16 protein-coding genes are annotated in these 13,039 nt (G+C 73.1%); 10 read left to right on the top strand and 6 right to left on the bottom strand.

Annotated elements, in window-relative coordinates; all coding sequences use genetic code 11:
• Positions 1-606 precede the first annotated feature (606 nt).
• Both CRP39_RS03830 and ctaC read right to left on the bottom strand, forming a co-directional pair.
• Positions 607-1,008: a cytochrome c oxidase subunit 4 gene (locus tag CRP39_RS03830; RefSeq protein ID WP_097204479.1), complete on the bottom strand. Its 402-nt coding sequence runs from the start codon at positions 1,006-1,008 to the stop codon at positions 607-609.
• 45 nt (positions 1,009-1,053) lie between these two features.
• Complete coding sequence (gene ctaC, locus CRP39_RS03825) at positions 1,054-1,923, bottom strand: aa3-type cytochrome oxidase subunit II (protein ID WP_097204478.1); 870 nt, start codon at positions 1,921-1,923, stop codon at positions 1,054-1,056.
• Between the two features lie 264 nt (positions 1,924-2,187).
• Here ctaC and CRP39_RS03820 point away from each other — a divergent pair, with 264 nt between their 5' ends.
• Genes CRP39_RS03820 through asnB form a run of 3 tightly spaced genes read left to right on the top strand, consistent with a single transcriptional unit; the run spans position 2,188 to position 4,908 of the window.
• Positions 2,188-2,553, top strand: a complete 366-nt coding sequence (locus tag CRP39_RS03820) for a metalloprotease (protein WP_097204476.1) — start codon at positions 2,188-2,190, stop codon at positions 2,551-2,553.
• On the top strand, positions 2,543-2,917 hold the full coding sequence (locus tag CRP39_RS03815) for a DUF3817 domain-containing protein (protein WP_097204475.1): 375 nt from the start codon (positions 2,543-2,545) through the stop codon (positions 2,915-2,917). The genes CRP39_RS03820 and CRP39_RS03815 overlap by 11 nt, the downstream gene beginning before the upstream one ends.
• Before the next feature lie 56 nt (positions 2,918-2,973).
• Complete coding sequence (asnB, locus tag CRP39_RS03810; RefSeq protein ID WP_097204473.1) at positions 2,974-4,908, top strand: asparagine synthase (glutamine-hydrolyzing); 1,935 nt, start codon at positions 2,974-2,976, stop codon at positions 4,906-4,908.
• 96 nt (positions 4,909-5,004) lie between these two features.
• Here asnB and CRP39_RS03805 read toward each other — a convergent pair whose 3' ends face one another.
• Positions 5,005-5,352 carry a HesB/IscA family protein gene (locus CRP39_RS03805; protein ID WP_097204471.1) on the bottom strand — a complete coding sequence of 116 codons (348 nt, stop codon included), beginning with the start codon at positions 5,350-5,352 and terminating at the stop codon, positions 5,005-5,007.
• Between the two features lie 143 nt (positions 5,353-5,495).
• On the opposite strand from CRP39_RS03805, the gene CRP39_RS03800 reads away from it, so the two are divergent.
• Positions 5,496-6,101, top strand: a complete 606-nt coding sequence (locus CRP39_RS03800) for a DUF3043 domain-containing protein (RefSeq protein WP_097204469.1) — start codon at positions 5,496-5,498, stop codon at positions 6,099-6,101.
• 118 nt (positions 6,102-6,219) lie between these two features.
• Complete coding sequence (locus CRP39_RS03795) at positions 6,220-7,203, top strand: aldo/keto reductase family protein (RefSeq protein WP_097204468.1); 984 nt, start codon at positions 6,220-6,222, stop codon at positions 7,201-7,203.
• A gap of 81 nt (positions 7,204-7,284) precedes the next feature.
• On the opposite strand, the gene CRP39_RS03790 is transcribed toward CRP39_RS03795, so the two are convergent.
• The gene (locus tag CRP39_RS03790) at positions 7,285-7,497 is read right to left on the bottom strand and encodes a hypothetical protein (RefSeq protein WP_097204466.1); all 213 of its coding nucleotides are present in this window, start codon (positions 7,495-7,497) and stop codon (positions 7,285-7,287) included.
• Between the two features lie 117 nt (positions 7,498-7,614).
• Here CRP39_RS03790 and CRP39_RS03785 point away from each other — a divergent pair, with 117 nt between their 5' ends.
• Genes CRP39_RS03785 through CRP39_RS03770 form a run of 4 tightly spaced genes read left to right on the top strand, consistent with a single transcriptional unit; the run spans position 7,615 to position 9,887 of the window.
• A complete protein-coding gene (locus CRP39_RS03785) occupies positions 7,615-8,052 on the top strand; it encodes a phage holin family protein (protein ID WP_097204465.1) in 438 nt (145 codons plus the stop codon).
• Positions 8,049-8,477, top strand: a complete 429-nt coding sequence (locus CRP39_RS03780; RefSeq protein ID WP_097204463.1) for a DUF3618 domain-containing protein — start codon at positions 8,049-8,051, stop codon at positions 8,475-8,477. The genes CRP39_RS03785 and CRP39_RS03780 overlap by 4 nt, the downstream gene beginning before the upstream one ends.
• Positions 8,474-8,749 (top strand): DUF4235 domain-containing protein, encoded by a 276-nt coding sequence (locus CRP39_RS03775; RefSeq protein ID WP_097204461.1) that lies wholly within the window; start codon positions 8,474-8,476, stop codon positions 8,747-8,749. Before CRP39_RS03780 ends, CRP39_RS03775 begins: the two co-directional genes overlap by 4 nt.
• A 1-nt stretch (position 8,750) precedes the next feature.
• Positions 8,751-9,887 (top strand): YihY/virulence factor BrkB family protein, encoded by a 1,137-nt coding sequence (locus CRP39_RS03770; RefSeq protein ID WP_097204459.1) that lies wholly within the window; start codon positions 8,751-8,753, stop codon positions 9,885-9,887.
• Positions 9,888-9,893: 6 nt separating this feature from the next.
• On the opposite strand, the gene gcvT is transcribed toward CRP39_RS03770, so the two are convergent.
• Positions 9,894-11,012 carry a glycine cleavage system aminomethyltransferase GcvT gene (gcvT, locus tag CRP39_RS03765; RefSeq protein ID WP_097205132.1) on the bottom strand — a complete coding sequence of 373 codons (1,119 nt, stop codon included), beginning with the start codon at positions 11,010-11,012 and terminating at the stop codon, positions 9,894-9,896.
• 106 nt (positions 11,013-11,118) lie between these two features.
• Here gcvT and CRP39_RS03760 point away from each other — a divergent pair, with 106 nt between their 5' ends.
• The gene (locus CRP39_RS03760) at positions 11,119-12,633 is read left to right on the top strand and encodes a leucyl aminopeptidase (protein ID WP_097204458.1); all 1,515 of its coding nucleotides are present in this window, start codon (positions 11,119-11,121) and stop codon (positions 12,631-12,633) included.
• A 19-nt stretch (positions 12,634-12,652) separates the two neighbouring features.
• Here CRP39_RS03760 and CRP39_RS03755 read toward each other — a convergent pair whose 3' ends face one another.
• Positions 12,653-13,030, bottom strand: coding sequence for an oxidoreductase (locus CRP39_RS03755; protein WP_097204456.1), 378 nt, complete (start codon positions 13,028-13,030; stop codon positions 12,653-12,655).
• Positions 13,031-13,039: the final 9 nt, after the last annotated feature.

Below are 13,039 nucleotides of genomic sequence, written 5' to 3'. Positions count from 1 at the left end.
CGGCCGCCGGTGCACCTGTCCCGTCGCCCGGGCCCGTCACCGCCCCAGGCCCGTGGTGACGTCGGCGCCACCGCGGGCCCTGGCCGGGCCGCGCGTACCGCCCCGGGTGCGGCCTGCTCGCCGGCCGCGCCGGCCCGCCACGCGGGCCCGAGGATGCGCCGGTACCTGCGGAGCCACCGCACCTCCCCCGCCGGCCACGGCCACAGCCACAGCCACGGCCTCGGCCACGGGATGCCCGGGCGGACGGCGGGGGCCGCACAGCGGGCGGGTCACCCGGCAGGGCGCCAGAGGATCCCGAGTCCGACGGCGGCGTCGCCGGCCGACCGCCACAGCCACCAGCACGCCGAGGCGGCGTCCCCGGCCCGAATGGTGGGGAGGCAGCGTCGCCGGTGGCAGGCCCGCCCACGACGCTCGTCCGAGCAGGCGTGCCGCCGTCCGACCGGGGACGCTTCGGACGGCACCCGGGGTGGTCGCGTCGGGCGGCACCCGGGTGATCATGGGCTGCGGCGGGCGGATCCACCGGACCTCAGGTCCCGACGAGGGCCCCGACGACGAGGGCCCCTCCCCGCTGATGCGGAGAGGGGCCCTGGTCGGGAGCCGGACGGCTCAGCCGTGCGCGTTCTGGCCGGTGTAGAACTCGAACACCAGCCCGCCGATGGTGATCAGGAGGGCCGCAGCGGCGATCAGGATGAGCCAGGCGTAGAAGAAGGCCAGCGCCACCCCCATGAGGGCGGCCGACAGGGCGATCCCGAGCGGCCAGTAGCTGGCCGGCGGGAAGAACCCGAGCTCACCGGCGCCGTCGGCGATGTCGGCGTCCTTGCGGTCCTCCGGGCGAGCGTCGATGCGCCGGGAGACGAACCAGAAGAACCCACCGATCAGGAAGGTCAGCCCGCCGGAGAGCACGAGGGCCGTCGTGCCGATCGGCTCCCGGGCCCACAGCCCGTAGACGATCGCCATCACGATGCAGAAGACCCCGATGACGTTGAAGATGAGCGCTTCGACCTTCACGGTCGTCCCTCCTGCTGCGTGGTGGAGACCCGGTGGAGCCGCATGTCAGCCATCGGCCCGCTGAGCGTCGTCCACGAGGTCCCAGGCCTGGGTGGTCTGCGGGTCACCGGGCTGGCCGATGCTCTCGAGCGCGTCGAACGTGCTCAGGCCCGACTCGCGCGCGGCCAGGTAGTCCTCGTAGTCGGCGGGGGTGACCGCGCGGACCTCGAAGTTCATGTACGCGTGGTACGTCCCGCACAGCTCGGCGCAGCGACCGACGAAGGCGCCCTCCTCGCGGACGGTCACCTCGAAGACGTTGTCACGGCCGTTCTCGTTGCCCGGGATCACGTCGAGCTTGAAGAGGAACTCGGGCACCCAGAACGAGTGGATGACGTCCGCGGAGGCGACCTCGAACCGGACCCGCTGGTCGGTCGGGACGACGAGGATCGGGATCTCCTCGCTGTTGCCCACGGTGTTGACCGGCTCGCCGTCGGTGCCCGTGGTCTCCGGGTAGACGAACTGCCAGTTCCACTTGAAGGCGTTGACCGCGATCGTGACGTCCGGGTCGTCGCTGCGCTCCTGGACCTTGTTCTGCGTCACCACGGTGAAGAAGAACAGGCCGGCGATGATGAGGAACGGGATGATCGTGTAGACGATCTCCAGCGGCAGGTTGTACGCCGTCTGCTTCGGCAGTTCGTCGCCGCGCTTCCGGTGCCGCACCACCGACCACAGGATCAGGCCCCAGACACCGAAGCCCACGATGAGCGCGGCGATGACCGACCAGATCCAGAGGTCCCGCATCGCGTAGGCCTCGTCGGTGATCCCGTCGGGCCACCCCCAGCGCCAGAACTCGTTGTTGGGCGTGCACGCGGTGAGGGTGACCACCCCCAGGAGACCGAGCGCGGCGACCCGCGCGAGCCTGCTGCCTCGAGCCACTGCTCGCTGCCTCCTCGTCCTCCGCCCGGACCACCCGAACGGTCTTCCCGGCGCGCCGCCCACCGGTTCCGGCGGACGGCTGCTGTGCCGACCACAGTCTGGGGCGAGACTAGCCGACCCCGCATGGCGGCCGACCACCGGAGACGGAGTCGCGGCGGGTCGCGTCCCCGGGCCGGGGTGGGTGGTCTCCCGGGGCGGCCCTGGGGCGTGAGCCCCCTCACCGGTCACCCCGTCCGGGGGGCGCCGCCGGTTACAGTCGGAGCCGTGTTCTCCCGGTTGCTGACCCCCAAGTGGGTGCTCGGGCACCTGGTGGTGGCGGCCCTCTTCGTCGCCACCTTCTTCCTCGGCTACTGGCAGCTCACCAAGGCGGAGGCCGGCGGCGGCGCGGTGAACTGGAGCTACGCACTGCAGTGGCCGCTGTACGGGTTCATGGGCCTGTGGTTCTACGTGCGCATGTGCCGCGAGGAGGTCAACCGGGACCCGGACGCCGAGGAACCGGGCGCCGACCTGGTCCTGTACCAGCGGCCCCGCATCGACACCACCGGCGACCCCGAGTTGGCTGCCTACAACGCCTACCTCGCCGAGCTCAACGAGAAGGCGCTGGGCCAGCGGGGCGACCGTGGCCGCTGAGCAGACCCGACGCACCAGCTCCCTCCCCCACGCCCTCGCCCGCCGGGTCGGGCAGGGCATCCCCGCCGCACTGCTGCGGTACCGGGTCATGGCCTGGATCGTCGGCGTGCTGCTGATCGCGCTGATCCTGGTCGCCGTCCCGTTGAAGTACGCCGCGGACATCGGACAGCCGGTCTCCGTCATCGGCACGCTGCACGGCTGGCTCTACTTCATCTTCTTCCTGGTGGCCTGCGACCTGGCGCTGCGCGCCCGGTGGACGCTCAAGGGCGCCGTCCTGGTGCTGCTCGCAGGCACCGTCCCCATCCTGTCCTTCGTCGCCGAGCGGATCGCCACCCGCAAGACCCGCGCCGGCGAGCGCGTCTGACCCCGTCCCGGCTCCTGCTGCCGGGCCACGAGCCCACCCCCGGAGACCTGCGCCTCATGTGCGGCCTGCTGGCATACCTGTCCACCGACGCCGACCGGGTCGGCGACTCCCACGTCACGGACGTGCAGGAGGCTCTGCACTGTCTGCACCACCGCGGGCCCGACGACACCGCCGTCTGGGCCGACTCCCGCGTCGTCCTGGGCTTCAACCGGCTGTCGATCATCGACGTCGAGGGCAGCCCCCAGCCCCTCCCCTACGCCGGCGACCGGTACCGGATCCTCTTCAACGGCGAGATCTACAACTACCTCGAGCTCCGCGAGGAGCTCGCCGCCGCCGGCGCCGAGCTGACCACACACGGCGACACCGAGACGATCGTCGCCGGGTACCACCTGTGGGGTCAGGACGTCGTCCGCAAGCTGCGCGGGATGTTCTCGTTCGTCATCTGGGACACCCAGACCCGGACGGCGTTCGGCGCCCGTGACCCGTTCGGGATCAAGCCGCTGTTCACCGCCCGGCTGGCCGACGGCGGACTGGTCTTCAGCTCCGAGAAGAAGGCCGTCCTGGAGATGCTCGGCGGCAGCGCGGCCGCCGGGGGCGTCGACCCCGCCTCGCTGCAGCACTACCTGACGTTGCAGTACGTGCCCGAGCCGGCGACGCTGCACCGCGGCATCCGCCGCATCGAGAGCGGCACCAGCTTCACCGTGGTGGACGGCGAACTGCACACCAGCCGGTACTTCCACCCCACCTTCCGGCCGCAGCCGGTGCCGGCAGGTCGGGAGCAGGAGCTCTACGACCGGATCGCCGCGGCGCTGGACGAGTCGGTGGCCAAGCACATGCGCGCCGACGTCACGGTCGGCTCGTTCCTCTCCAGCGGCATCGACTCCACCGCCATCGCCGCGCTGGCGCACCGCTACAACCCCGACCTCATGACCTTCACGGTCGGCTTCCAGCGGGAGTCGACCTCCGAGGTGGACATCGCGGCGGAGTCGGCGCGGACCCTCGGCGTCCGGCACGTGCCGGTGGAGATCACCGCGGAGCAGTTCGCCGAGGTGATCCCCGAGGTGGTCTGGTACCTCGACGACCCGGTCGCCGACCCGGCGCTGGTCCCGCTGTACTTCGTCGCGCGCGAGGCCCGAAAGCACGTGAAGGTGGTGCTCTCCGGAGAGGGCGCCGACGAGCTGTTCGGCGGGTACACGATCTACCGGGAGCCGCTGAGCCTGGCGTGGGCCGAGCGGGTGCCGCGGTTCGGCAAGCGTGCGATGGCGGCGTTGTCCGAGCGGCTGCCCGAGGGGATGCGCGGCAAGGACCTGCTGCGCCGCGCGTCGATCCCGCTCGAGGAGCGCTACTACGGCAACGCGCGGAACTTCTCCGGTGCGGAGCTGGCTCAGCTGATGCGGGGGCACGACCCCGACACGTCCCACGTCACCGTGACCGAGGACCTCTACCGCCGGACCCGCGAGGCCGGCTACGACGACGTCACGGCGATGCAGTACGTCGACCTGTTCACCTGGCTGCGGGGCGACATCCTGGTGAAGGCCGACAAGGTGACCATGGCCAACTCGCTGGAGCTCCGGGTGCCCTTCCTGGACCCCGAGGTGTTCGCCCTGGCCAGCACCATCCCGCTCGACCAGCGGGTGCCGAAGGGCAGCGACGCCACGAAGTACGCGCTGCGGCGGGCGATGGAGCAGATCGTCCCGCCGTCGATCCTGCACCGGCGGAAGCTGGGCTTCCCCGTGCCGACGGCGGACTTCCTCGCCGGGCCGCTGCACCAGTGGGCCCGCGACATCGTCACCGCGAGCCAGACCGACGAGTGGCTCGACCGCGGCCACGTCCTGACCCTGCTCGACCGGCTGCGCGAGGCCGAGGTGCCCAGCAAGCGCATCGCCCGTCAGGTGTGGGAGGTGCTCGTGTTCATGGTCTGGCACGGGATCTTCGTCGAGGAGCGGATCCGCCCCGAGATCCCGGAGACCCACTACCCGGTGAAGCTGTAGGCAGCACGAAGGCCCGGTCCCTGCAGGGACCGGGCCTTCGTCGCGTGCGTCGGCCAGCTGGTGGCCGGGGAGCGATCCGCGAGGACCGCGACGGGCTCAGTGGAAGGAGTCGCCGCACGCGCAGGAGCCCTGCGCGTTGGGGTTGTCGATCGTGAAGCCCTGCTTCTCGATGGTGTCGACGAAGTCGATGACCGCGCCGCCGAGGTACGGGGTGCTCATCCGGTCGACGATCACCTCGACCCCACCGAACTCGAAGGTCTGGTCGCCGTCGAGGAACCGCTCGTCGAAGAAGAGCTGGTAGCGGAGGCCCGAGCAGCCGCCGGGCTGGACGGCGATGCGCAGACGGAGGTCGTCGCGGCCCTCCTGGTCGAGCAGCGCCTTCACCTTGGCGGCCGCCGGCTCGCTCAGGACGACGCCGGTCGCTTGGGTGTCCTGCACCGTCATGTTGTTGTCCTCCCACGTTCGAGTGTGCCTGGGCCGGCACGTCCTGCTCCAGGCCAACACCGCCGGAGCGGGTCCTCTTCCACTGTACGGCCGCAGCCGCCGCGTAGGCGGGGAACGACGGAGGTCACACGTAGACTCGGGTCGTGAAGCTCCGCCTGCCCGGGCGCCGGGACCGTTCCGAGGCCACGCGCGCCGCCGACGCCGACCTGACCGCGCAACTGGTGAAGGCGGGCGGCAAGGGGCGGCCCACCCCCAAGCGCAGCGAGGCGCAGGGCCGCCGTCCGGGTCCTCCCCCGCCCCCGCCGACCACCCGCAAGGAGGCCTACCGGCGGATGCGGGAACAGCAGGCGACCACCCGCAGCTCCCGCGCCGGGGCGGCTGCGGGCGACGACAGCTACCTGCCCGCCCGCGACCGCGGCCCGGTCCGCAAGCTGGTCCGCGACGTCGTCGACGCGCGTCGCAACGCCGGCAGCTTCTTCCTCGTCGTCGCCGCCCTCGTGCTGGTCGGCTACTTCATCCCGAGCCCGGCGGTGCAGAGCTACACCGTCTTCCTCTGGTTCCTCTTCTTCCTCGTGATCATCGCCGACTCGGTCTTCCTCGGCCGGCGGATCAAGCGCACGGTGCTCGAGCGCTTCCCGAACCAGGACCACAGGATGCGCGGGCTCGTCTGGTACGGCATCAGCCGCTCCACCATGGTCCGCCGCTGGCGGTTCCCGAAGCCCGAGGTCGCGCTGGGCGCGAAGGTCTGAGGAAGGCCCCGTCCTCCCACCCTCCGCAAGCTCAGGGCGGGATCCGGGACGGGACCACCGCTAGGCCCCTCGCAGGCCCCCGGCGAGCCCCTGCAGCGGGCGGCTAGCGTCCGGGTCCGTGGAATTCCGACGACTCGGCCGCTCCGGCCTGACCATCTCCGCGATCGCCTACGGCAACTGGCTCACCCATGGCAGCCAGGTCGAGGAGGACGCCGCCCACGCCTGTGTGCGCGCCGCCCTCGACGCGGGCATCACCACCTTCGACACCGCCGACGTGTACGCCGGCACGCGGGCCGAGTCCGTGCTGGGCCGCGCGCTGGCCGGCCAGCGGCGCGAGGGGCTGGAGGTCTTCACCAAGGTCTACTGGCCCACGGGTCCCGGGCAGAACGACCGGGGGCTGTCCCGCAAGCACATCACCGAGAGCTGCCACGCCTCGCTGCGGCGGCTGCAGACCGACTACGTCGACCTCTACCAGGCGCACCGGTACGACCCCACGGTGCCGCTGGAGGAGACGATGACCGCCTTCGCCGACCTCGTGCGCGCCGGCAAGGTCCTCTACGTCGGCGTCTCGGAGTGGCGGGCCGAGGAGATCGCGGCCGCTGCCGCCCTCGCCCGTGATCTCGGCATCCAGCTGATCAGCAACCAGCCGCAGTACTCGATGCTGTGGCGGGTCATCGAGGACGAGGTCGTGCCCACCTCCGAGAAGGAGGGGCTCTCCCAGATCGTCTGGTCACCCCTGGCGCAGGGCGTCCTGACCGGCAAGTACCTGCCCGGCCAGCAGCCCCCGCCGGACAGCCGCGGTGGCCACTCCGAGGCCGGTGGCTCGATGCAGCGGTTCCTGCGCGACGACGTCCTCACCCATGTGCAGGAACTGCGGCCGATCGCCGCGGACCTCGGCCTGTCGATGGCCCAGCTCGCCGTCGCCTGGGTGCTGCAGAATCCCAACGTGGCCGCGGCGATCATCGGCGCCAGCCGTCCCGAGCAGGTGCAGGACAACGTGCAGGCCGCCGGCGTGCGGCTCGGCGCCGACGTCCTGCGACGGATCGACGAGGTCCTCGGCGATGTCGTCGAGCGCGACCCGGCCAAGACCTCTCGCGGCTGAGACCGGACCCCGTCCCCCCACCCCTGATGAGTTCGGGGGGACGGGGTCACTCCTGGGTCCGCCTGCAGCCCGCGGGCGGACTCAGGTGGCCGCCAGCCCCATCGGGCCGTACACCTCGTCGCCGTCCTCGAACAGGGTCACCGTGGCCACCCCCCGCTCGAGCAGCACCCGCCAGTGCTCGCCCAGCCACGACTCGGCGTCCCCCTGGTTGTCCGTCTCCGGGACCTCGACACCGACCGACGCCGGGTCCACCTCCGCCCCCGAGGGGTCCTCCAGCCGCCAGTACCAGCTCATGCGGCCGAGGCTAGTGGCGGCCGGACCGTGCCCGGTGCGTGACCTCGCCGTGGTTACCCGGGCGATCATCGGGGGCATGTGAGGTCATCGACCGTCCACCCCCGGACCGGAGGAACGATGACCCACCCCACCGCGGGCGCGAGCCGTGCCCCCGCACCACCCCCCGCACCGGAGGACGCCTCCACCGGGCAGCTGGTCGGCCAGCTGACCGAGCAGATCTCCCGGCTCGTGCGCGACGAGGCCCGGCTGGCCCAGGCCGAGGTCACCCAGAAGGCCAAGCGGCTGGGCGTCGGCGCCGGTCTGTTCGGCGGAGCCGGACTGGTCGGGTTCTTCGGGCTGGCCGCCCTGGTCACCACCGCCATCCTGCTGCTGGACATCGTGCTGCCGGCGTGGGCGGCCGCCCTCGTGGTGGCCGTCGTCCTCTTCGCCGTCGCCGGGGTGCTGGCCCTCATCGGCAAGAAGGACGTGCAGCAGGCGACGCCGCCGGTGCCCACCGAGGCGATCGCCAGCACCAAGGCCGACATCGCGACCGTGAAGGAGAGTGCACGCCGGTGAGCACCCCGAGCACCTCAGGCGCGGCCGGGGACGGCGCGCCCAAGGACCCTGACGCGATCAAGGCCGAGATCGAGGCCACCCGCGAGCAGCTCAGCCGCACCGTCGACGAGCTGTCGCACCGGCTCGACGTGCCGGCCCGGGCCAAGGAGAGCGCGTTCCGAGCCCGCGACACCGCCGTCGAGACCTACCGCGAGAGCCCCCCGGTCGTGATCGGCGCCGCCGCCGGCCTGGCCGCCGTCGTCGGGCTGCTCGTCTGGCGCCGCCGCACCAGGGACCGTCGCGTCGCGGCGCGGCGGGCGCGGAAGGCGGCCGCGGCGGCCGCCGCCCGCCGGGCCGCGGCCGAGAAGGCGGCGCGCAAGGCCGCTCGCAGGGCTGCCGCGAGGAGCACGAAGAGGGCCCGCCGGGCCACGAGGAGGACGAAGTGAGCAACAAGGGAGCCAAGTTCGCGTACCGGCCGATCGGCCTGGTCGGGGGCATCCTCGCCGGCACCATCTCGGGCGCCGTCTTCAAGCAGGTGTGGAAGCGCATGTCGAACCAGGACGACGCCCCGGACGCGCTGCAGAGCGAGTACCCGATGTGGCAGATCGTGCTGTCCGCCGCCCTGCAGGGCGCCATCTTCGCCGCCACCAAGGCGACCATCGACCGGCTCGGGGCGCAGGGGTTCACCAAGCTGACCGGCAGCTGGCCGGGCGACTGACGTGTCCGGCACCCGACACCACGAGAGCGCCGTCGATCGGATCCGGGAGCGGGTCGAGGAGAAGGCCGCCCGCCGCGCGGCCTCGACGGCAGCCCCCGAGCGCGCTCCGCACCCCGACCCAGGCGCCCCGCCGCCGGGGTCGCCGGACGCGCGGCAGCTCCCGGGCATCACCGCGCGGACACCCACCCAGATCCCCCTGCGCGGCTGGAAGCAGGTCCTCAAGCGGGCCTGGGCCGAGAACAAGGCCGACAACATGCCGATCATCGCCGGCGGCGTCGCGTTCTTCGCCTTCCTGGCGATCTTCCCCGCCCTGATCGCCCTGATCTCCATCTACGGCCTGGTCGCCTCCCCCGAGACGGTCGCCGGGCAGGTGGAGGAGATCTCCGCGCAGCTGCCCGAGAGCGCCTCGCAGGTCATCGGCGACCAGCTGAGCGGGATCGTGGCCAACAGCGGCGGTGCGCTCACCGTCGGGCTGATCGTGTCGGTGCTGGCCGCACTGTGGAGCGCCTCGGGCGGCGTCAACAACCTGGTCCAGGCGGTCAACATCGCCTACGACGAGGTGGAGACCCGGGGCTTCGTCAAGCTGCGGGCGCTGTCGCTGGCGCTCACCCTCGGCGCGATCGTGTTCGTGGTCCTCACCGTCGGTCTGCTCGCCGTCGTCCCGGCGGTGCTGGAGGACCTGCCACTCGGCGTGGTCGGCACGGTCCTCGCGCAGGTCGTCCGGTGGGTGCTGCTCCTGGCCGTGTTCGCCGGCTCCCTGGCCGTCGTCTACCGGGTGGCCCCGGACCGGGACTCCCCGCGGTTGAGCTGGGTCAGCCTCGGCTCGGTCGTCGTCACCGTCGTCTGGGCGATCGTCAGCGTCGGGTTCAGCTTCTACGTCGACAACTTCGGGTCCTACAACGACACCTACGGGGCCATCGCCGGCGTCATCGTGCTGATGCTCTGGCTGTACATCACCTGCTACCTGGTGCTGCTCGGCGCCGAGATCAACGCCGAGGCCGAGCACCAGACCGCCCAGGACACCACCGGCGGCGAGCCGGTGCCGATGGGTCAGCGAGGTGCCGTGGTGGCCGACTCGCTCCCGGACAAGCCCGAGCCGACGAAGGGGGACGCCGACCCCACCCGCAAGAACCGGTAGGCCGGTTCAGCGCACGCGCGAGGGCACGAAGGGCGGCCGCACGACCTCCACGGCCTGCGGCCGCCCGCGCACGTCGACGGCGAGCTCGACACCCTCCGCCGCCCCGGCGGCGGTGTCGAGCAGGGCGAGGGCGATGCCGGTGCGCAGGGACGGCGAGAACGTGCCGCTGGTGACCTCCCCGACGCGCTGCCCCTCGGCGTCGAGCACCGCCATCCCCGGCCGCGGGATGCCGCGGCCGCCGGCGCGCAGGCCCCACAGCAGGCGGGCGGGGCCGCGCTCCTTCTCGGCCAGCAGCGCCTCCCGGCCCCAGAACGCCGGCTTGCGCCAGCCGACCGCCCACCCGGCGCGGGCCTGGACGGGCGTGATGTCGAGGGAGAGCTCGTGCCCGTGCAGCGGGTACCCCATCTCGGTGCGCAGCGTGTCGCGGGCGCCGAGGCCGCACAGCCGCAGTCCCTCGTCCCGACCGAACTCCACCAGCACGTCCCACAGCTCGCCGGCCCGCTCGGCGGGGACCAGCACCTCGTAGCCGTGCTCACCGGTGTAGCCGGTGCGGCACACGGTCACCTCGGTGTGCCCGCCGCCGGTGCCGGTCACGAAGGACATGTAGGGCAGCTCGCCGGGCAGGCCGAGGAAGGACAGCACCTGCGCCGACCTCGGTCCCTGCACGGCGAGGACGGCGACGTCGGCGTGCCGGTCGGTCACGACGACCCCGGACGGCGCCGCGTCGGTCAGCCGGGCGACGACGTCGGCCGCGTTGGCGGCGTTGGGCACGAGGAGGACGTCGTCGGGGCCGTGGAGGTAGACGATGAGGTCGTCGACCACGCCGCCGGCCCGCGGGCCGCCGTCGGGCAGGCAGCACATCGTGTACTGCGCCTGCCCCGGCCCGATGCGGGAGAGGTCGTTGGTCAGGCAGGAGTCGACGAAGGCCGCGGCGCCCGGCCCGCGCACGGTGACCGTCCCCAGGTGGGAGACGTCGAACAGGCCCACCCCCGTCCGGACGGCGGCGTGCTCGGCCAGCACCCCGCCACCGGCGTACTCGATCGGCATCGTCCACCCGCCGAAGTCGGCCAGCTTGGCGCCGGCCGCGACGTGCCGCTCGTGCAGGGGTGAGGTCCGCGGGGTCACGAACGGCACGCTATCCCCCGTCGCAGGTACCCGGTGGCCCCGCTGCAGGGGCCCGCCGTGAGCGTGTGGACGGTGGGGGGCAGAGGGGTCCTTCTACGATCGAGCGGTGCCGCCGACGATCACCGCCACCGACCGCCCGCTCGAGAAGCTCACCGCCGACGCCGTCGTCGTCGGCATCGGCAAGGGGCCCGACGGCCTGCTGCCCACGCCCGGCGCGGAGGCCGTCGACCGCCTCCTGGGCGGGCGCCTGCTGTCCGCGCTGGCCGACCTGGGCGCGCGCGGCGGTGAGGACGAGGTCACCCGGGTGGCCAGTCTCGGGCAGGGCCCGTTCCCGGTGGTCGCCGCCGTCGGCCTCGGCGCGCCCGAGCCGGCCGGCGGGTACGGCGCCGAGGCGGTCCGCCGGGCCGCCGGCGCCGCCAGCCGCGCGCTGAGCGGTCGCGGCTCGGTCGTGACCCTCCTGGCCGCCGTGGGCGGGACGCCCGACGCCGCGCGCCTGCACGGCGTCGGCGAGGGCAGCCTGCTCGGCGCCTACGAGTTCACCGCCTACAAGTCCGGCCTGACCGCCGACCGGCCCACGCCGCCGCGGGAGTTCACCGTCGTCGTCCCCGACGCCGGGGAGGCCCGGCCCCCGCTCGCCCGCGCCCGGGCGGTGGCCGACGCGGTCACGCTGGTGCGCGATCTGGTCAACACCCCGCCCAACGACCTCTTCCCCGCCGAGCTGGCCGAGCGCGGCGCGGCCGCCGGGAAGAAGGCCGGGCTGTCGGTCGAGGTCCTCGACGAGGACGCCCTGGCCGCGGGCGGCTACGGCGGCATCCTCGCCGTCGGCGGCGGATCGGTGCGCAAGCCCCGTCTGCTGCGTTTGACGTACCGCGGCAAGAAGGCGCAGAAGAAGGTCGCGCTGGTCGGCAAGGGCATCACCTTCGACAGCGGCGGCCTGTCGATCAAGCCCGCGCTGAAGATGGAGGACATGAAGAGCGACATGGCCGGCGCCGCCGCCGTGATCGCCACCGTGTGCCTGGTCGCCGAGCTGGGGCTCCCGGTCGAGGTGACCGCCACCGTCCCCATCGCCGAGAACCTGCCCAGCGGCACCGCCTACCGCCCCGCCGACGTGGTCACCTTCCGCAACGGCAAGAAGGCCGAGATCACCAACACCGACGCCGAGGGTCGCGTCGTCCTGGCCGACGCCCTCGCCCGCGCCGCAGAGGACTCCCCCGACTACCTGCTGGAGACCGCCACCCTGACCGGCGCCCAGATGGTCGCGCTCGGTTCGCGCACCTCCGGCGTCATGGGAAGCGACGACCTCCGCGACGCCGTCGTGACCGCCGCCCGGCGCAGCGGCGAGTCGATGTGGCCGATGCCGATGCCGGCCGAACTGCGCAAGGGCCTGGACTCGCCGGTCGCGGACTTCGTGAACGCCAACGCCGACCGGATGGGCGGCATGCTCGTCGGGGCGCACTTCCTGGCGGAGTTCGTGCCGGCCGGCCTGCCGTGGGCGCACATCGACATCGCCGGGCCGAGCTACAACACCGGCTCGCCGTGGGGCTACACACCCAAGGGCGGCACCGGCGTGCCGGTCCGGACCCTGCTGGCCACCATCGAGGACCTCATCGCGGAGGGGTGACGGGCTGGAGCGGCCCCCGTCAGGGTCCCTCCCCGAGCGGGCGGGGGGTGGGGCCCTGACGGGGGCCCTCCTGCTTCTGCCGGGCCGACCAGTCCCGCATGCGCTGCGGGTAGCCGGTCACCTGCGCGTCGTAGACCGGCACACCCAGCTCGCGGGACAGCCGCCGCGCGGTCTCCGGCCCGTCGATGCGGCGCCGGGTCCACTCGCCGTCGGCGGCCACGAGCACGATCGTGGACTCCGTGACCGCCGTCCGTGGCTCGACGAACCCCTCGACCCCGCGACGGGTGGCGACGAACTGCTCCAGGTGCGCCAGGTCGGCCCTGCCGGCCCCGCGGTCGAGCGTGCCGCGCCGGTCGGCCGCGGGTGTCCCGCGCCGCATCCGCGTCCAGAACCCCATGCCCGCTCC

Source organism: Geodermatophilus sabuli (assembly GCF_900215145.1).
GTDB classification, from domain to species: Bacteria; Actinomycetota; Actinomycetes; order Mycobacteriales; family Geodermatophilaceae; genus Geodermatophilus; species Geodermatophilus sabuli.
Note: the sequence above shows the minus strand (reverse complement) of the source record. Positions and strands in the feature narration are given on the sequence as shown.

What these genes read in the sequence shown, in the direction of transcription:
- CRP39_RS03785 (WP_097204465.1), top strand. Translation starts at nt 7,615, where the DNA reads ATGACCCACCCCACCGCGGGCGCGAGCCGTGCCCCCGCACCACCCCCC.
- CRP39_RS03790 (WP_097204466.1), bottom strand. Translation starts at nt 7,497, where the DNA reads ATGAGCTGGTACTGGCGGCTGGAGGACCCCTCGGGGGCGGAGGTGGAC.
- asnB (WP_097204473.1), top strand. Translation starts at nt 2,974, where the DNA reads ATGTGCGGCCTGCTGGCATACCTGTCCACCGACGCCGACCGGGTCGGC.
- CRP39_RS03805 (WP_097204471.1), bottom strand. Translation starts at nt 5,352, where the DNA reads ATGACGGTGCAGGACACCCAAGCGACCGGCGTCGTCCTGAGCGAGCCG.
- CRP39_RS03755 (WP_097204456.1), bottom strand. Translation starts at nt 13,030, where the DNA reads ATGGGGTTCTGGACGCGGATGCGGCGCGGGACACCCGCGGCCGACCGG.